Source organism: Aquabacter cavernae (genome assembly GCF_003993795.1).
Lineage (GTDB): Bacteria > Pseudomonadota > Alphaproteobacteria > Rhizobiales > Xanthobacteraceae > Aquabacter > Aquabacter cavernae.
Genome location: NZ_RWKV01000008.1, coordinates 1,014,080 through 1,030,723, shown reverse-complemented (window position 1 = coordinate 1,030,723; position 16,644 = coordinate 1,014,080). Strand labels below are relative to the sequence as shown.

At 67.2% G+C, this 16,644-nt stretch carries 15 protein-coding genes; 14 read left to right on the top strand and 1 reads right to left on the bottom strand.

The window, feature by feature from the left end; translation table 11 throughout:
• Window positions 1-53: 53 nt before the first annotated feature.
• The 7 genes from EJJ38_RS09470 to hflX all read left to right on the top strand — a co-directional run bounded on the left by EJJ38_RS09470 (window position 54) and on the right by hflX (window position 9,175).
• Complete coding sequence (locus EJJ38_RS09470; RefSeq protein WP_127089820.1) at window positions 54-2,273, top strand: sensor histidine kinase NtrY-like; 2,220 nt, start codon at window positions 54-56, stop codon at window positions 2,271-2,273.
• Between the two features lie 4 nt (window positions 2,274-2,277).
• Window positions 2,278-3,639: a nitrogen assimilation response regulator NtrX gene (gene ntrX / locus EJJ38_RS09465; RefSeq protein WP_127089819.1), complete on the top strand. Its 1,362-nt coding sequence runs from the start codon at window positions 2,278-2,280 to the stop codon at window positions 3,637-3,639.
• Window positions 3,640-3,705: 66 nt separating this feature from the next.
• Complete coding sequence (gene trkA, locus EJJ38_RS09460; RefSeq protein ID WP_127089818.1) at window positions 3,706-5,082, top strand: Trk system potassium transporter TrkA; 1,377 nt, start codon at window positions 3,706-3,708, stop codon at window positions 5,080-5,082.
• Between the two features lie 6 nt (window positions 5,083-5,088).
• Window positions 5,089-6,507 carry a TrkH family potassium uptake protein gene (locus EJJ38_RS09455; RefSeq protein WP_127089817.1) on the top strand — a complete coding sequence of 473 codons (1,419 nt, stop codon included), beginning with the start codon at window positions 5,089-5,091 and terminating at the stop codon, window positions 6,505-6,507.
• A 14-nt stretch (window positions 6,508-6,521) separates the two neighbouring features.
• Window positions 6,522-7,382, top strand: a complete 861-nt coding sequence (locus EJJ38_RS09450) for a D-amino-acid transaminase (protein ID WP_127089816.1) — start codon at window positions 6,522-6,524, stop codon at window positions 7,380-7,382.
• 143 nt (window positions 7,383-7,525) lie between these two features.
• Window positions 7,526-7,777, top strand: coding sequence for an RNA chaperone Hfq (hfq, locus tag EJJ38_RS09445; RefSeq protein ID WP_127089815.1), 252 nt, complete (start codon window positions 7,526-7,528; stop codon window positions 7,775-7,777).
• Between the two features lie 6 nt (window positions 7,778-7,783).
• On the top strand, window positions 7,784-9,175 hold the full coding sequence (gene hflX, locus EJJ38_RS09440) for a GTPase HflX (protein WP_127089814.1): 1,392 nt from the start codon (window positions 7,784-7,786) through the stop codon (window positions 9,173-9,175).
• Between the two features lie 110 nt (window positions 9,176-9,285).
• Here hflX and EJJ38_RS09435 read toward each other — a convergent pair whose 3' ends face one another.
• A complete protein-coding gene (locus EJJ38_RS09435; RefSeq protein WP_127089813.1) occupies window positions 9,286-9,867 on the bottom strand; it encodes a flavodoxin family protein in 582 nt (193 codons plus the stop codon).
• A 191-nt stretch (window positions 9,868-10,058) separates the two neighbouring features.
• Between EJJ38_RS09435 and EJJ38_RS09430 the strand changes: the two genes are divergently transcribed.
• The 7 genes from EJJ38_RS09430 (at window position 10,059) to lpdA (ending at window position 16,626) form a co-directional block, all read left to right on the top strand.
• On the top strand, window positions 10,059-10,376 hold the full coding sequence (locus tag EJJ38_RS09430; protein ID WP_127089812.1) for an FtsB family cell division protein: 318 nt from the start codon (window positions 10,059-10,061) through the stop codon (window positions 10,374-10,376).
• 166 nt (window positions 10,377-10,542) lie between these two features.
• The gene (pdhA, locus tag EJJ38_RS09425; RefSeq protein WP_127089811.1) at window positions 10,543-11,568 is read left to right on the top strand and encodes a pyruvate dehydrogenase (acetyl-transferring) E1 component subunit alpha; all 1,026 of its coding nucleotides are present in this window, start codon (window positions 10,543-10,545) and stop codon (window positions 11,566-11,568) included.
• A 39-nt stretch (window positions 11,569-11,607) separates the two neighbouring features.
• On the top strand, window positions 11,608-11,937 hold the full coding sequence (locus EJJ38_RS09420; protein WP_127089810.1) for a hypothetical protein: 330 nt from the start codon (window positions 11,608-11,610) through the stop codon (window positions 11,935-11,937).
• A 5-nt stretch (window positions 11,938-11,942) separates the two neighbouring features.
• Window positions 11,943-13,328, top strand: a complete 1,386-nt coding sequence (locus tag EJJ38_RS09415; RefSeq protein WP_127089809.1) for a pyruvate dehydrogenase complex E1 component subunit beta — start codon at window positions 11,943-11,945, stop codon at window positions 13,326-13,328.
• Between the two features lie 12 nt (window positions 13,329-13,340).
• The gene (locus EJJ38_RS09410; protein ID WP_127089808.1) at window positions 13,341-14,705 is read left to right on the top strand and encodes a pyruvate dehydrogenase complex dihydrolipoamide acetyltransferase; all 1,365 of its coding nucleotides are present in this window, start codon (window positions 13,341-13,343) and stop codon (window positions 14,703-14,705) included.
• A 118-nt stretch (window positions 14,706-14,823) separates the two neighbouring features.
• Window positions 14,824-15,060, top strand: a complete 237-nt coding sequence (locus EJJ38_RS09405) for an HP1242/YdcH family protein (RefSeq protein WP_127089807.1) — start codon at window positions 14,824-14,826, stop codon at window positions 15,058-15,060.
• Between the two features lie 147 nt (window positions 15,061-15,207).
• Window positions 15,208-16,626, top strand: coding sequence for a dihydrolipoyl dehydrogenase (gene lpdA, locus EJJ38_RS09400; RefSeq protein WP_127089806.1), 1,419 nt, complete (start codon window positions 15,208-15,210; stop codon window positions 16,624-16,626).
• Window positions 16,627-16,644 lie beyond the last annotated feature (18 nt).

Genomic DNA, 16,644 nt, shown 5'->3' with positions numbered 1-16,644 from the left:
AAGCGGAAACCGGCATTTTCAATGCGCCTCCTCCGGCGGGACCGGGCGGGGATATGAACGTGACGGGCGTGGAGGGATCGGACGGCGGCGGGTCCGCCATGGTCGGGCGCTTCGGGACGCTGGGCTGGTTCGCGCCGCTCATGGTGATCCTGGCCCTCGTCTCGGCGCTGGTCACGTTCCTGATTCTCATGGGCCTCACGCCGGTGGTGCCCACCCATGAAGTGGTCATCGGCCTGCTGGCGGGCAATGCGTTCGCCGTCATCGTGCTCTCCACCATGGTCGGCCGCGAGGTCTGGCGCATCGCCCGTGCGCGGGCGCGGGGCCGGGCGGCGGCGCGGCTTCATGTGCGCATCGTCGGCCTGTTCGCCATCGTCGCGGTGGTGCCAGCCATCCTGGTGGCGGTGGTGGCGAGCCTGACGCTGGATCGTGGGCTCGACCGCTGGTTCTCCATCCGCACCCGCGAGATCGTGGCGAGCGCGGTGCAGGTGGCGCAGACCTATGTGCGCGAGCATGCGCTGAACATCCGGGGCGACGTGCTGGCCATGAGCGCCGACCTCACCCGGTTGAAGCCCATGTATGAGAACGACCCGGAGCGCTTCCGGCAGGTGCTGACCGCCCAGGCGGCGCTGCGCAACCTTCCGGGCTCCCTCCTCATCCACAAGGACCTGTCCGTGGTGGAGCGGGCGCAGGTGAATTCGGGCCGCGAATATGTGGTGCCCGCCAATATCGCCATCGACGACGCCACCACCGAGCAGCCCATCATCTACCTGCCCAACGATGCGGACTTCGTGGGCGCGCTAGTGAAGCTGAAGGATTATGACGACCTCTACCTCTACGTGGCCCGGCCCATCGACCCGCGTGTCATCGGCTATCTGAAGACCACGCGGGAGACGCTGGCGGACTATGAAAGCCTGGAGCAGCGGCGCTTCGGCGTGCAGGTGGCCTTCGCGCTCATGTATGCGGTCATCACGCTCATCGTGCTGTTGTCCGCCGTCTGGCTCGGCATCAATTTCTCCAAATGGCTGGTGGCGCCCATCCGCCGCCTGATCTCCGCCGCCACCCATGTGGCGGACGGCAATCTCGACGTGCAGGTGCCCATCTATCGCTCGGAGGGGGATCTGGCTGCGCTCGGCGAGACTTTCAACAAGATGACCTCCGAGCTGCGCGCCCAGCGCACCGACCTGCTGCAGGCCAGTGCCCAGATCGACAGCCGCCGCCGCTTCACGGAGGCGGTGCTGGCGGGCGTGGGCGCGGGTGTGATCGGCCTCGATCCCCATGCCCGCGTCACCATCCTCAACCGCTCGGCCGAATCCCTGCTGGGCGTGCGGGAGGCGGACGTCCTGGGCAGTCTGCTCACCGACGTATTGCCCGAGACGGCGGGCCTGCTGGGCGAGGCGGAGGGTTCCCGCCAGCGGGTGATCCAGGGGAACATCACCCTCACGCGGGAGGGCAAGGACCGGGTGTTCGCCGTGCGCGTCACCACCGAGCAGGCGAGCGAGGCAGAGCACGGCTGGGTGGTGACGCTGGACGACATCACCGCCCTCATCCAGGCCCAGCGCACCTCCGCCTGGGCGGACGTGGCGCGGCGCATCGCCCATGAGATCAAAAACCCGCTGACCCCCATCCAGCTGTCCGCCGAGCGCCTGAAGCGCAAATACGGCAAGCACATCACCCAGGACCGGGACGTGTTCGACCAGTGCACGGACACCATCATCCGCCAGGTGGGCGATATCGGCCGCATGGTGGACGAGTTCTCCTCCTTCGCGCGCATGCCCAAGCCCGTGGTGGACAGCCTGGATCTGGCCGAGACGCTGCGGCAAAGCGTCTTCCTCATGCGGGTCGGCCATCCTGAGGTCACGTTCGAGGCGGAGATGCCCGCTTCCCTCCCGGCGCGGTTCGACCGCCGCCTCGTTTCCCAAGCCTTGACCAACATCCTGAAGAATGCCGCCGAGGCCATTGAGGCCATTCCGGCGGAGCAACGCGGCAAGGGGCTCATCCGCATCCGGGCGGAGCGCTCCGGTGACTATTTGGTGGTGGACGTGATCGACAACGGACTTGGCCTTCCCCAGGAAAACCGCGCCCGGCTCCTGGAGCCCTACGTGACCACGCGCGAGAAGGGCACGGGCCTCGGCCTCGCCATTGTGGGGAAGATCATGGAGGAACACGGGGGAGGGATCGAGTTGAACGATTCGCCGGACGGGCGCGGCGCCTGGATCCGCCTGAAACTGCGCGCGGACGGCCCCGTTGCCGACGCGGCCGCGCAGGGAGCCTGACCCCATGGCCCATGACATTCTCATCGTCGACGACGAGGCCGACATCCGCGATCTCGTGGCCGGCATCCTGGAGGACGAAGGCTACAGCGCCCGTACGGCCCGCGATGCGGACACCGCGCTCGCCGCAATCGCCGCGCGTCGGCCGAACCTCATCTTCCTGGACATCTGGCTCGAAGGCAGCCGCCTGGACGGCCTGGAATTGCTGGACCTCATCAAGTCCGAGCATCCGGACGTGCCGGTGGTGATGATTTCCGGCCATGGCAATATCGAGACCGCGGTGGCTGCCATCAAGCGCGGTGCCTACGACTTCGTGGAGAAGCCGTTCAACGCCGACCGCCTGCTGCTGATCGCCCAGCGCGCATTGGAGACGCTGCGCCTGCGCCGCGAGGTGAAGGAACTGAAGCAGCACACCCCGCACAAGCTGGTGGGCCGCTCCAGCGCCATCCAGCAATTGCGCGCCACCGTGGAGCGGGTGGGCCCCACCAATTCGCGCATCCTCATCATCGGCCCCTCGGGCTGCGGCAAGGAACTGACGGCGCGCATGATCCATGCCGCGTCCGGCCGGGCGCAGGGGCCGTTCGTGGTGATCAACGCGGCTGCCATCACGCCGGAGCGGCTGGAGTACGAACTGTTCGGCGTGGAGCCGGGCGAAGGGCGTGAGCCGCGCCGAGGCGCCCTGGAGGAAGCCCACGGGGGAAGCCTGTTCCTGGACGAGATCGCGGACATGCCCCGCGAGACCCAGAACCGGGTGCTGCGCGTGCTGGTGGAGCAGACCTTCACCCGCATCGGCGGCAGCGAGAAGGTGAATGTGGACGTGCGCATCATCTCCTCCACCGGGCGCAACCTGGAGGAGGAGATCGCCAAGGGGCGGTTCCGCGAGGACCTCTATCACCGCCTCTCGGTGGTGCCGATCCGCGTGCCGCCTCTGGCGGAGCGGCGGGAGGACATTCCCGAACTGGTGGACTTCTTCATCGAGCTGATCTCCCAGACCACGGGCCTGCCGCGCCGACGCATCGCCGACGACGCCATGGCGGTGCTCCAGTCCCATGACTGGCCGGGCAATGTCCGCCAGCTCCGCAACAATGTGGAGCGGGTGCTCATCCTGGCGGGCGGCGACCCGGAGGCCATCGTCACGGCGTCCATGCTGCCGCCGGATGTGGGCGCCCTGGTGCCGAACCTGCCCACCGGCAATGGGGGCGAACACCTCATGGGCCTGCCTTTGCGCGAGGCGCGCGAGGTGTTCGAGCGGGAATATCTCGCCGCGCAGATCAACCGCTTCGGCGGCAACATTTCGCGCACCGCCGAGTTCGTGGGCATGGAACGCTCCGCGCTGCACCGCAAGCTCAAGGCGCTCGGCGTCGGGTAGGCGCTCGCCCTCGTTTGCCCGGGCCCGGCCGGTGAACTACTCTGCGGCCCACTGGGGGAATCATCCATGAAGGTCGTGATCTGCGGAGCGGGGCAGGTGGGGTTCGGCATTGCCGAACGCCTCGCCGGTGAGCAGAATGACGTGTCCATCGTCGATGCCGATCCGCGCCGCATCCAGGTGGCCACCGAGCAACTGGACGTGCGCGGCGTCGTGGGGCACGGCTCCCATCCTGACGTGCTAGCGCGTGCAGGCGCCGAGCAGGCGGACATGCTCATCGCCGTGACGCTGTCGGACGAAGTGAACATGGTCGCCTGCCAGGTGGGCCACTCGCTGTTCAACGTGCCCACCAAGGTGGCCCGCATCCGTGCGCAGACCTATCTGCAGCCGGAATGGCGCGAGATGCTCTCGCGCGATCACCTGCCGGTGGATGTGGTGATCTCCCCCGAAGTGGAGGTGGGCGAGACGGTGCTGCGCCGCCTGTCGCTGCCGGGCGCCGTGGACACGGTGACCTTCGCCGACGGGGCCGTGGTGGTGGCGGGCGTGGCATGCGGCGAGGAATGCCCGGTGGCGGGCACGCCGTTGCGTGAACTCACCCAGCTTTTCCCCGATCTGCGCGCCACGGTGGTCTCGGTGCTGCGCGGCGGCAAGCCGGTGGTGCTCAAGAGCTCGGACCAGATCCAGGTGGGCGACGTTGCGTATTTCGTCGCGGCGGCCAATCAGGTGAAGCGCACCCTCTCCATTTTCGGCCATGACGAGATTCCCGGCCAGCGTATCGTCATCGCGGGCGGCGGCAATATCGGCACCTATGTGGCCCATGAGCTGGAGCAGCGGAACGCCGCCGCCAAGGTGAAGATCATCGAAGCGTCCCGCGACCGGGCTCAGGCCATCGCGGAAACCCTCCAGCGCACCGTGGTGCTTCACGGCGATGCGTTGGCGCGGGATATATTGGACGAGGCGGGGGTCTCGGACGCCGACACCATGCTGTCGCTCACCAATGACGACCGCATCAACATCCTCTCCTGCCTTCTCGCCAAGCAACTGGGCGCGCGGCGCATCCTCTCGCTGGTGAACGAGCAGGGCTATGCCGCCTTCGCCCAGGGGCTGGGCATCGATGCCCATGTGAACCCCCGCCAGATCACGGTCTCCAAGATCCTCCAGCATGTGCGGCGCGGCCGCATCCACCGGGTGCATGCGCTGCTGGATGGGACGGGTGAGGTGATCGAGGCGGAAGCGCTGGAGACCTCGCCTCTGGTGGGCCGCCCGCTGCGCGATCTCGACGTGATGGACGGGCTGCGCATCGGCGCCATCGTGCGCAATGGCGAGGTTCTGCTGCCCACCGGCGATACGGTGGTTCGCGCCCAGGATCGCGTGGTGCTGTTCGCGCTCGCCGAGCGCATCAAGCGCGTGGAGCAGTTGTTCCGCGTCAGCCTCGAATTCTTCTGAGCGCCCATGGCGTCCGTCGTCCGCCTTCTCGCGCTGGCGTTGGCCTGGACGGGCGTGGCGGCGCTTGTCCCGGCGCTGGTCTCCGCCCGCTGGGGGGAGGGGCTGGCCCCCGCCTTCCTCGCCACCACGATGGGATGCGCCTTTCTGGCGGGCGCCATGTATTTCGCCAGCGCGGGGCTGGCGGGGCGGATCCGCCGGTTCCAGGTTTTCACTGCTCTGTCGGCGCTCTGGGTCCTTATTCCCGCTGTTGCCGCCCCGGTCATCGCCGTGGCGGCTCGCCTGGAGCTAGGGCCCGCCTGGTTCGAGGCGCTGTCCGCCTTCACCACCACCGGCTTCACGCAGGTGCCCACGGGCCCACGCAGCCTGTTCGTCTGGTTCGCCCTGTTGCAATGGAGCGGGGGGCTTCTGACCATCGTTTCCGCCGTCGCCATCCTGGCCCCGGCCGGTATTGCGGGCCTGCCGGACCGCGCGGTCAACCGGCTGGACGAGCGCGACGCGGTGGACACGGCGGGCGTGCTGAAGGACGTGGCGCCCATCTATGCCGGGGCGTTGGGACTTGCCTTCCTGGCCATGCTGTTCGCGGGCGCGGAGCCCTATGCCGCCTTCTGCCTTGCCAGCGCCGCCACATCTGCGGGTGCCCATCTGCCGCCGGAGGCACGGGACGTGCTGGAGGCGGGCGGCGCGGCGCGCTGGCTATTCCTGCCCTTCCTGCTCTGGGCCGCCACCAGCGTGCGCTGGCACCGGGCCCTGGTGACCCGGCGCGTCCATGCGGCGCCCGAGCAGCCTGAAAGCCTCATTCTGCTGGGCTATTGGCTGGTCCTGGGCCTCCTGTTCTCGGTGCTCCTGTTCCGCCTTGCACCGGGCGTGGAGGTGATGGGCGCCATCGGCGAAGGGCTGTTCACGGCGGCCTCCCTCATTTCCACCTCCGGCCTGCCGGGAGCCTCGGACACGTTCCGCCATCTGCCCGAAGGGCTGGTGCTGACGGTGACGCTGGTGGGCGGCGGTGCGCTTTCTGTGGCGGGTGGCCTGAAGATCCTGCGGGTGCGTGCCATGTTGCTGCGCGCCCGGGGGGATCTTGCCCGCCTGATCTCGCCCAATATCGTCCAGCCGTCCCGGACAGGGGAGGGCGGCATCGGCTCGGCCATGCGCGGGGTGTGGGTGGGCACGGTGGCGCTGTTCGCCACGCTCGCGGCGGTGACCGTCGCCTTCGGCTTCGGTGCCCCCAGCTTCGAGGCGGCGCTGACCGGGGCCATTGCCGCCATGACCAATGCCGGCCCGATCTATGACGCATCCGGCCATGATTGGCCGCCTGTCGCGAACCTTCCGGTGGTCTCGGTGGCCGGGGCCGCCTTCGCCATGATTGCCGGGCGGATCGAGACCGTGGGGGCATTCGTGCTCATTCATCTCGCCTTCTGGCGCACCTGAGGTCATCGAGGGCCATGTCGCGCATCGCCTATGTGAACGGCCGCTACCTTCCCCATGCGGACGCGGGAATTCATATCGAGGACCGGGGCTTCCAGTTCTCCGACGGCGTTTATGAAGTGTGCGAGGTGCGCGGCGGGCGGCTCATCGATGCGCGGCGCCACCTGGATCGGCTGGACCGCTCCCTGCGCGAACTGCGTATCGTGTCTCCCATGGCACGGGCGGCGCTGCTGGTGGTGATGAAGGAAACCGTACGCCGCAACCGTGTGCGCACCGGCCTCGTCTATCTCCAGGTCACGCGCGGCATCGCCCGGCGGGACCACGGCTTCCCTGCCGCCGACACGCCGCCCTCGGTGGTGGTGACCGCCCGTGCGACCGATCCGAAGGCCGGCGCCGCCAAGGCCGCGGCAGGGGTGAAGGTCATCACCGTGCCGGACAACCGATGGGAGCGGGTGGACATCAAGACCGTGGGTCTCCTGCCCAATGTTCTCGCCAAGCAGCAAGCGCGAGAGAACGGTGCGTTCGAGGCTTGGTTCGTGGATTCCGAAGGGCGGGTGACGGAGGGGGCATCCACCAACGCCTGGATCCTCACCGCCGAGGGGGTTCTGGTGACCCGTCCTGCTGAGGCGGGCATCCTGCGGGGAATCACCCGTACCGTGCTGTTTGACGTGGCCGAGGATCTGGGGCTGCGTGTGGAGGAGCGCGCTTTCACCCGCGCCGAGGCGCTGGCAGCGCGTGAGGCATTCGTCTCATCGGCATCGGGAATCGTGTTGCCGGTGGTTGCCATCGATGGTCAGAAGGTGGGCGAAGGGCGCCCCGGCCCTGTGGCCATGGGCCTTCGAGCGTGTTTCCATGATTTCGCGGAAGCAGATGCCTGACGCATTGCAGCGCAAAATGCTGCGCAGCAAAATATTCTTGCCTATCGCGTCGGCTATGCCATTTTAGGCAGCTAATTCCCGCCCCTCCAGCGTTGCGACGTTTGGGGAAAGGGTGGGGCAACGCCGAAACAATGGATACGAAAATGGCGGCGGAACGCACACAAAATCTTCAGGACACATTCCTGAACCACGTACGCAAGTCGAAAACTCCCCTCACCATCTTTCTTGTGAACGGGGTCAAGCTCCAGGGCGTCGTGACTTGGTTCGACAATTTTTGCGTGCTCCTGCGTCGGGACGGGCATTCGCAACTCGTCTACAAGCACGCCATCTCGACCATCATGCCGGGCCATCCCGTGCAGCTGTTCGACCCGACCGACGAGGCGGAGAAGGCGTAACGCCGCGTGGAGCGCAAGAGCGTCGATCGCGCGTCGCGCAGCGAACCGGGCGCGGGGGGGAAAGGTGGCGTTGAACGCCATGCCCCGCCCACACGCTGCGCCGTCGTCACCCCCCATTTCACCAAGCGCTCGGCCCGTGGGGCCGAGGAGCGCCGCTCTCCCGAGGCACGCCTCGACGAGGCGGCGGGGCTTGCGCTCGCCATCGATCTTGAGGTCGTGCATCGCGCCCTCATCGGCCTGCCGGACATCAAGCCCGCCACTTATATCGGCGCGGGCAAGGTGGAGGAGATCGCGCATATCGTGACGGAGTTGGAGATCGGCCTCGTCTTCGTGGATGCCGCTCTCTCTCCTGTGCAGCAGCGGAACCTGGAAAAGGCGTGGGCCACTAAGGTGGTGGACCGTACGGCGCTGATCCTGGAGATTTTCGGCCAGCGCGCCCGCACGAAGGAAGGCGCCCTCCAAGTGGAGTTGGCGCACCTCACCTACCAGCGCTCGCGCCTGGTGCGCTCCTGGACCCATCTGGAGCGCCAGCGCGGCGGCTTCGGCTTCCTTGGCGGCCCTGGCGAAACGCAGATCGAGGCCGACCGCCGGATCATCGGCGAGCGCATCTTGCGCATCGAGCGGGATCTGGAACAGGTGAAGCGCACCCGCGCTTTGCATCGCACCAGCCGCAAGCGCGTGCCTTATCCCGTGGTGGCACTGGTGGGCTACACCAATGCCGGCAAGTCCACCTTGTTCAACCGCCTCACGCGGGCGGATGTCACGGCGCAGGACCTGCTGTTCGCCACGCTCGATCCTACCTTGCGCAGCGTGGACCTGCCCCACGGCACGCGGGTCATCCTGTCCGATACGGTGGGCTTCATCTCGGAACTGCCGACCCAGCTTGTCGCCGCCTTCCGCGCGACACTGGAAGAGGTGATCGAGGCGGACGTGATCCTGCATGTGCGGGACATGTCCCATCCAGACACGGAAGCTCAGGCGCAGGACGTGCGCGACGTGCTGACGGACCTGGGCATCGATGTGGAAGAGGGCGGGCGCATGGTGGAGGTCTGGAACAAGATCGACCGCCTATCCGACGAGGCGCGCCTCGCGCTCGCCAATTCCGCCGAGCGTGTGCCGCTCGGCGAGCGGCCGGTGCTGGTCTCGGCCCTCACGGGGGATGGGACGGACGACCTGCTCTCCGTGGTGGAGCGGCGCATCACGGTGGGGCGCATCACGCTCCATGTGAACGTGCCCACCGAGGACGGCGAGGGGATCGGCTGGCTCTACCGGCACGGGGAAGTGCTGGAGCGGCGGGCCGACAGCGACGGCGCGCTCCATGTGGTGCTGCGCATCCTTCCCGAGCGTGTCGCCCTGGTGAAGCGCCGTTTCGGCGCGGGGCGCGTGCGCAAGGTGTGACGCCGCCGGGCAAGGCCGAGCGCCGGGCCCGTATCCGTCACTTCAGATCATGTGAGCGCGCGGCGTGCCGCGCGCCGGGGCCGGGGAAACCCGGCGGAATTCGTCTCGGATCAGGCCTTGCCGCGCACCCAACGCAGGGTGGTCTCGGCCACGCGGCGACCCAGATGGGCGGCGGTGCGCTTGTCGGAGGCCGGCGGCGTCGCGTCCGGGCCCTGGTCAACGTTCGACTGCGCGAACGCGCCGCCGAAGCTGCCGAGGCGGTTGAGATCCTCGACGGAGCCGTTGGAATTGTTGTTGCCCGGGTGCAGGCCGAGGCCGACCCAGACCATGCCGTGCTGCTGGGAAAGGTTGAACATGGCGTGCAGGCCCTGGAGCTTGTCGCCGTTCTGGGAGCCGGAATTCACGAAGCCGGCGGCCAGCTTGTCCTTCCACTTCATCTCCATCCAGCGCTTGGAGCTTTTCTCCGCGAAGGTCGCGAAGCCGGCGGAGAGGTTGCCCATATAGATGGGCGCACCGAAGATGATGGCCTCGGTGCCGTCCAGCGCCTCCCAATGGGCATCGACCTCGTCCACGGAAACCAGCTTGCCCTCGACGCCCGCGACGTCCTGAATGCCGGAGAGGACGGCTTCCGCCACCACCTTCGTGTGGCCGTAGCCGGAATGATAGACGATGGCGATAACAGGGGTGCTCATGGTGCGGCTCCTTCGTGGCCTTGCCATTGGGACGCCCGCGACACGGCGGGCATCAAAAATGATGCCCCTGTTTCTCATGCGTCGCCGCAAATGGCGAGCCGGTGCTTCGCAAAGATGTTTTGCATCAGTGCAATGTGATTGCCTGCCGCGCTTAACCCGCTGGCAACCGCGGGCGGTGTAAGAAGAAGCGCATGCAGACCCGTTCGCGCCTTCGCTCCATCCTCACCGCCGTTGCGCTCTATGCCGTCGCCGGGGGCGCCATCGGCTATTTCGCCTATCACGGATACAGCGGCAATCACGGCCTTGTCGCCAAGCGCAGCTATGCTCAGGACGCCGCGCAGCTGGAAGCGGAGTTGGGGAAGCTGAAGGCGACGCGGCACGCGCTGGAGCACAAAGTGTCCCTGCTCAATGCCCAGCGCCTGGACCCGGATCTGCTCGACGAGCAGGGCCGTCGGCAGCTCGATTTCGTCCACACGAAGGACATCGTGCTGCTGAAACAGAATAAATGAACCGACATTGAGTTCATGTGTTTTATGAACTGATATTGGGTTCATTGAAGTAAAATCAAGCATTTACAGCATGTTGCGGTGCAGCAGAGCGCATTTCGCGCTTTGAGGCGCGTTTCAGGTGCGCTAGAGCTTTGGGCGAGGTACGAGCGTTATCCTGAGGACGACGATGGCCACCAGACGATCCCCCGCCAAAACCGCAGCCCCCAAGGAAGCGGTACCCGGAGAGGTACCTGCCTTCTCCAAGGACCAGGAACTCGCCGCCTATCGCGAGATGCTGCTGATCCGCCGTTTCGAGGAGAAGGCCGGCCAGATGTATGGCATGGGCCTCATCGGCGGCTTCTGCCACCTCTATATCGGCCAGGAGGCCGTGGTGGTGGGCATGCAGATGGCCATGAAGCCCGGCGACCAGGTGATCACCGGCTATCGCGACCACGGCCATATGCTCTCCACGGGCATGGAGTCGAAGGGCGTCATGGCCGAGCTGACCGGCCGGCGCGGCGGCTATTCCAAGGGCAAGGGCGGCTCGATGCACATGTTCAGCATCGAGAAGCAGTTCTTCGGCGGCCACGGCATCGTGGGCGCCCAGGTGTCGCTCGGCACCGGCCTCGGCTTCGCGAACCATTATCGCGACAATGGCGCGGTCTCCGTCACCTATTTCGGCGACGGCGCGGCCAATCAGGGCCAGGTCTATGAGAGCTTCAACATGGCGGAGCTGTGGAAGCTGCCCGTCGTGTATGTGATCGAGAACAACAAGTACGCCATGGGCACCGCCGTCACCCGCGCCTCGGCGCAGACGGACTTCTCCAAGCGTGGCACCTCCTTCAACATCCCCGGCGAGCAGGTGGATGGCATGGATGTGCGCGCGGTGCGGGCGGCCGGCGAGCGGGCGCTGGAATTCGCCCGTTCCGGCAAGGGCCCTTACATCCTCGAAATGCAGACCTACCGCTATCGCGGCCACTCCATGTCCGATCCGGCCAAGTACCGGTCGAAGGAGGAGGTCCAGAAGATGCGGACGGAGCACGACCCCATCGAGCAGGTGCGTGCGCGCCTGCTGGAGGGCAAGCTTGCGACCGAAGAGGACCTCAAGAAGATCGACGCGGAAATCCGCGACATCGTCAACGAGGCGGCGGATTTCGCGAGCCACGATCCCGAGCCGGACGTGTCCGAGCTTTACACGGACGTGCTGCGCTAGGCGCGGCGGTTTCCCGGGCATCCCGAGCGGGGGAACCCAATGGCCAGCATCAGTCTCCTCGTCGTCTTCCTCGCCCTCGCGATCTTCGTGGGGAGCTGGGGGGTAGCCGTCTATGAGGGCACGCGCGCCGAGGAAGGTCTCGGCGCGCTCGGCCCCGTGCGTCGCGGTTTCCTTCTCTTCTGGCCGTTCGCCGCGCGCGGACGGCAGGATCCGGCCAATGCCCACGGGCGGCGCGCGGGCAAGGCCCAGATCGCCGTCATCGCTTCCCTGATGGTCGCGGTCGCCGCGGCCTCCGCCTACACCAATCTCACACATGAGCGCCCGGGAAAGGCCGCGTCTGCGGACCTCACCGCGCCGAGCCAGAGCTGACAGCCATGCCCATCGACATTCTCATGCCGGCCCTCTCGCCCACCATGGAGAAGGGCAACCTTGCCAAGTGGGTGAAGAAGGTAGGCGACACGGTGAAGTCCGGCGACATCATCGCCGAGATCGAGACCGACAAGGCCACCATGGAAGTGGAGGCCGTGGACGAGGGCATCCTCGGCAAGATCCTGGTGCCCGAGGGCACGCAGGACGTGGCCGTGAACACGCCCATCGCCGTTATCCTGGCCGAGGGCGAGGACGCCAACGCCGCGCCTGCGCCCCAGCAGAAGGCCGCCGAGAGCGCGCCGCCCGCCGTCGCAGCTCCCGCCGCGCCGCAGACGCCCGCCCCGTCCGCCGTCGCCGCCCCGCCGGTGGTCGCGGTCCAGCCCGATCCGGACGTGCCGGCCGGGACCGAATTCGTCACCATGACCGTCCGCGAGGCCCTGCGCGACGCCATGGCCGAGGAAATGCGCCGCGACGGCGACGTCTTCGTCATGGGCGAGGAAGTGGCCGAATATCAGGGCGCCTACAAGATCACCCAGGGGCTGCTGCAGGAGTTCGGCCCTAAGCGCGTGGTGGATACGCCCATCACCGAGCACGGCTTCGCGGGCCTGGGCGTCGGCGCCGCCATGGCGGGCCTGAAGCCCATCGTGGAATTCATGACCTTCAACTTCGCCATGCAGGCGATCGACCAGATCATCAATTCCGCCGCCAAGACCCTCTACATGTCCGGCGGCCAGGTGCATTGCTCCATCGTGTTCCGCGGTCCCAACGGCGCTGCGGCGCGCGTGGGGGCCCAGCACAGCCAGGACTATGCCTCCTGGTACAGCCACATTCCCGGCCTTAAGGTCATCGCGCCCTACAGCGCGGCGGATGCCAAGGGCCTGCTGAAGGCGGCGATCCGCGATCCCAACCCCATTATCTTCCTTGAGAACGAAATCCTCTACGGCCACTCCTTCGAGGTGCCGAAGCTGGACGATTACGTGCTGCCCATCGGCAAGGCGCGCATCGCCCGCTCGGGCAAGGACGTGACACTGGTCTCCTGGTCCATCGGCATGACCTACGCGCTGAAGGCGGCCGACGAACTGGCCAAGCAGGGCATTGAGGCGGAGGTCATCGACCTGCGCACCATCCGCCCCATGGACGTTCCCGCCATCATCGAGAGCGTGAAGAAGACCGGCCGTTGCGTGACGGTGGAGGAGGGCTGGCCCCAGTCGGGCGTCGGCGCCGAGATCGTCGCCCAGCTCATGGAGAAGGCGTTCGACTATCTCGACGCCCCCGTGCTGCGCGTCACCGGCAAGGACGTGCCCATGCCGTATGCCGCCAATCTGGAGAAGCTCGCCCTGCCTTCGGTCGCCGATGTGATCGAGGCGGTCAAGGCCGTGACCTATCGCTGAGGGACGAGACCAATGCCCATCGAGATCCTGATGCCTGCCCTGTCTCCCACCATGGAGAAGGGCAACCTCGCCAAATGGCTCAAGAAGGAAGGCGACACGGTGAAGTCCGGCGATGTGCTCGCCGAGATCGAGACCGATAAGGCCACCATGGAAGTGGAGGCCGTGGACGAAGGCGTGCTCGCCAAGATCGTTGTGCCGGAAGGCACGTCCGACGTGCCGGTGAACCAGATCATCGCGATTCTGGCCGGTGAGGGCGAAGACGTGAAGGCGGCTGCCGCCGGAGCAGGCGGCAAGCCCGCCGCTGCTCCCGCTGCCGCAGCCCCGGCGCCCGCGCCTGTCTCTGCTCCGGCCGCGCCCGTTCCCGCTGCGGCCCCGGCGCCTGCCGCCGCTCCCGCGCCCGTGGCGAACGGGGAGGGTGGCCGGGTGTTCGCCTCGCCGCTCGCCCGCCGCATCGCCAAGGAGAAGGGCGTCGATCTCGCCGCTCTGTCCGGCTCCGGCCCCCATGGCCGCATCGTCGCCCGCGACGTGGACGGCGCCCAGCCCGGCGCGAAGCCGGCGGCCTCTGCCGCGGCTCCGGCCGCCGCGCCCGCGCCTGCAACTGCGGCCCCCGCGCCCAAGGCGACGGTGGCCACGGCGCCCGGTGCCGATCAGGTCAAGGCGCTCTACGAGCCCGGCAGCTACGAGGAAGTGCAGCTCGACGGCATGCGCAAGACCATCGCGCGCCGCCTCGTGGAGAGCGAGCAGGTCACGCCCACCTTCTATCTCTCGGTGGATTGCGACCTGGACGCGCTCATGGCGCTGCGCGAGACGGTGAACGCCTCCGCGCACAAGGACAAGGACGGCAAGCCCGCCTTCCGCGTCTCCGTGAACGACTTCATCATCAAGGCCATGGCGCTGGCGCTCCAGAAGGTGCCCTCCGCCAATGCGGTGTGGGCCGAGGACCGCATCCTGCGCATGAAGCATTCCGACATCGGCGTGGCGGTGGCCATCGATGGCGGGCTCTATGCGCCCATCGTGAAGAAGGCCGAGCAGAAGACCATCTCCGCCATCTCGGCCGAGATGCGCGACCTTGCCGCCCGCGCCCGCACCAAGAAGCTGAAGCCGGACGAATATTCCGGCGGCAGCACGTCCATCTCCAATCTCGGCATGATGGGCATCCGCGACTTCGTCGCCATCATCAACGCGCCCCAGTCCTCCATCATCGCCATCGGCGCGTCGGAGCAGCGGGCGGTGGTGCGCGGCGGCGAGATCAAGGTCGTCACCCAGATGACCGCCACCATCACCTGCGACCACCGGGTGATGGACGGCGCGCTGGGCGCCGAGCTGCTCACCGCCTTCAAGAGCTACGTGGAAAATCCCTTCTCCATGCTGGTGTGAGACGGGGACGGCAAGAGGGGCTGCGGCAGATCAAACTTGCCGTCACAGCCGGGGTGTAGGGGAAAGGCGGGACGGCGAATGCCGCCCCGTCGCGAACCAGAATGAGCGAGAAAAGCCCATGAGCCATACGCCCCATCAGCTCGCCGCCGACTTCCCTGAACTCGCCGGGAAGATCCACGATTTGCGGCAGAGCGATGCGCATTTCGCGCGCCTCGCCGCCGAATATGACGCCGTCAACGAGGTGGTCCACAAGGCGGAAACCAATCTCGCCCCCCTGGATGACCTGGAACTGGAAGCCAAGCGCAAGGAGCGCGTCCGGCTGAAGGACGAGCTTTTCGCGCTTCTGTCCCGCTGAGGGTGCGCGCCGGCGGCCGTCCCAGGCCGCCGGGCGGGTTCTCCCTGAGGCACCGGGCCGAACCGCCCGGTGCGCCTTGGGCCGTCAGCGGGGCCGCCATCGACCCCCACACCCCGCCGCTCGGGACGCGCGGGGAGGAGACGACCCATGGCTGATGCCTCTTATGATGTGATCGTGATCGGCGGCGGGCCGGGCGGCTATGTGGCCGCCATCCGTGCCGCGCAGCTCGGCCTGAAGACCGCCGTGGTGGAGCGCTCCCATCTGGGCGGCATCTGCCTCAACTGGGGCTGCATCCCCACCAAGGCCCTGCTGCGCTCGGCCGAGATCTACCACTATATGCAGCACGCCAAGGATTACGGCCTCTCGGCCACGGGCGTCGGCTTCGACGCCGCGGCGGTGGTGAAGCGCTCGCGCGGCGTATCGGCCCAGCTCAATACGGGCGTCGGCTTCCTGCTGAAGAAGAACAAGGTGGACGTGATCTGGGGCACGGCCAAGCTCGCCGCGCCCGGCAAGGTCAGCGTCACCGCCGCCGAAAACCCGCCCAAGGGCGCGCTGGGCGGGGGGGATTACACCTCCAAGAACATCATCGTCGCCACTGGCGCCCGCCCGCGCGCGCTGCCGGGGCTGGAGCCGGACAAGAAGCTCATCTGGACCTATTTCGAGGCCATGGTGCCCGAAACCATGCCCAAGTCCCTGGTGGTGATGGGGTCCGGCGCCATCGGCATCGAGTTCGCCTCCTTCTACCGCACCATGGGCGCCGAAGTGACCGTGGTGGAGGTGCTGCCGCAGATCCTGCCCGTGGAGGACGAGGAGATCGCTGCCGTCGCGCGCAAGCGCTTCGAGAAGCAGGGTATGAAGATCCTCTCCGGCGCCAAGGTCACGGGCGTCACCAAGCATGCGGACAGCATCACGGCCCATGTGGAGGATTCCAAGGGCGTGAAGCACGACATCACCGCCGACCGGATGATCTCCGCCGTGGGCGTGGTGGGCAATGTGGACGGCCTCGGCCTCGAAGCGCTGGGCGTCAAGATCGAGCGCGGCATCATCGTCACCGACGGGCTCGGGCGCACCACTGTGCCGGGCGTGTGGGCCATCGGCGATGTGGCCGGCCCGCCCATGCTGGCGCACAAGGCCGAGCATGAGGGCGTGATCTGCGTGGAGACCATCAAGGGCCTTCACACCCACGCCATGGACAAGAACAAGATCCCCGGCTGCACCTATTGCACGCCGCAGATCGCCTCCGTGGGCCTCACGGAGAAGAAGGCGAAGGAGCAGGGCTACGAACTGCGCGTCGGCCGCTTCCCCTTCGTGGGCAACGGCAAGGCCATCGCGCTCGGCGAGCCGGACGGCCTCGTGAAGACCATCTTCGACAAGAAGACCGGCCAGCTGCTGGGCGCTCACATGGTGGGCGCGGAAGTGACCGAGCTGATCCAGGGCTTTGTCATTGCCATGAACCTGGAGACCACGGAGGAGGAGTTGATCCACGCCGTGTTCCCGCACCCGACCCTGTCCGAGATGATGCACGAAAGCGTGCTCGATGCGTATGGTCGGGTGATCCACACCTGAGACGAGCTGCCCAGCCTT

Excerpts from the sequence above, each read along its gene's own strand:
- EJJ38_RS09470 (WP_127089820.1), top strand. The coding sequence starts at position 54 with ATGAACGTGACGGGCGTGGAGGGATCGGACGGCGGCGGGTCCGCCATG.
- ntrX (WP_127089819.1), top strand. The coding sequence starts at position 2,278 with ATGGCCCATGACATTCTCATCGTCGACGACGAGGCCGACATCCGCGAT.
- trkA (WP_127089818.1), top strand. The coding sequence starts at position 3,706 with ATGAAGGTCGTGATCTGCGGAGCGGGGCAGGTGGGGTTCGGCATTGCC.
- EJJ38_RS09455 (WP_127089817.1), top strand. The coding sequence starts at position 5,089 with ATGGCGTCCGTCGTCCGCCTTCTCGCGCTGGCGTTGGCCTGGACGGGC.
- EJJ38_RS09450 (WP_127089816.1), top strand. The coding sequence starts at position 6,522 with ATGTCGCGCATCGCCTATGTGAACGGCCGCTACCTTCCCCATGCGGAC.
- hfq (WP_127089815.1), top strand. The coding sequence starts at position 7,526 with ATGGCGGCGGAACGCACACAAAATCTTCAGGACACATTCCTGAACCAC.
- EJJ38_RS09435 (WP_127089813.1), bottom strand. The coding sequence starts at position 9,867 with ATGAGCACCCCTGTTATCGCCATCGTCTATCATTCCGGCTACGGCCAC.
- EJJ38_RS09430 (WP_127089812.1), top strand. The coding sequence starts at position 10,059 with ATGCAGACCCGTTCGCGCCTTCGCTCCATCCTCACCGCCGTTGCGCTC.
- pdhA (WP_127089811.1), top strand. The coding sequence starts at position 10,543 with ATGGCCACCAGACGATCCCCCGCCAAAACCGCAGCCCCCAAGGAAGCG.
- EJJ38_RS09420 (WP_127089810.1), top strand. The coding sequence starts at position 11,608 with ATGGCCAGCATCAGTCTCCTCGTCGTCTTCCTCGCCCTCGCGATCTTC.
- EJJ38_RS09415 (WP_127089809.1), top strand. The coding sequence starts at position 11,943 with ATGCCCATCGACATTCTCATGCCGGCCCTCTCGCCCACCATGGAGAAG.
- EJJ38_RS09410 (WP_127089808.1), top strand. The coding sequence starts at position 13,341 with ATGCCCATCGAGATCCTGATGCCTGCCCTGTCTCCCACCATGGAGAAG.
- EJJ38_RS09405 (WP_127089807.1), top strand. The coding sequence starts at position 14,824 with ATGAGCCATACGCCCCATCAGCTCGCCGCCGACTTCCCTGAACTCGCC.
- lpdA (WP_127089806.1), top strand. The coding sequence starts at position 15,208 with ATGGCTGATGCCTCTTATGATGTGATCGTGATCGGCGGCGGGCCGGGC.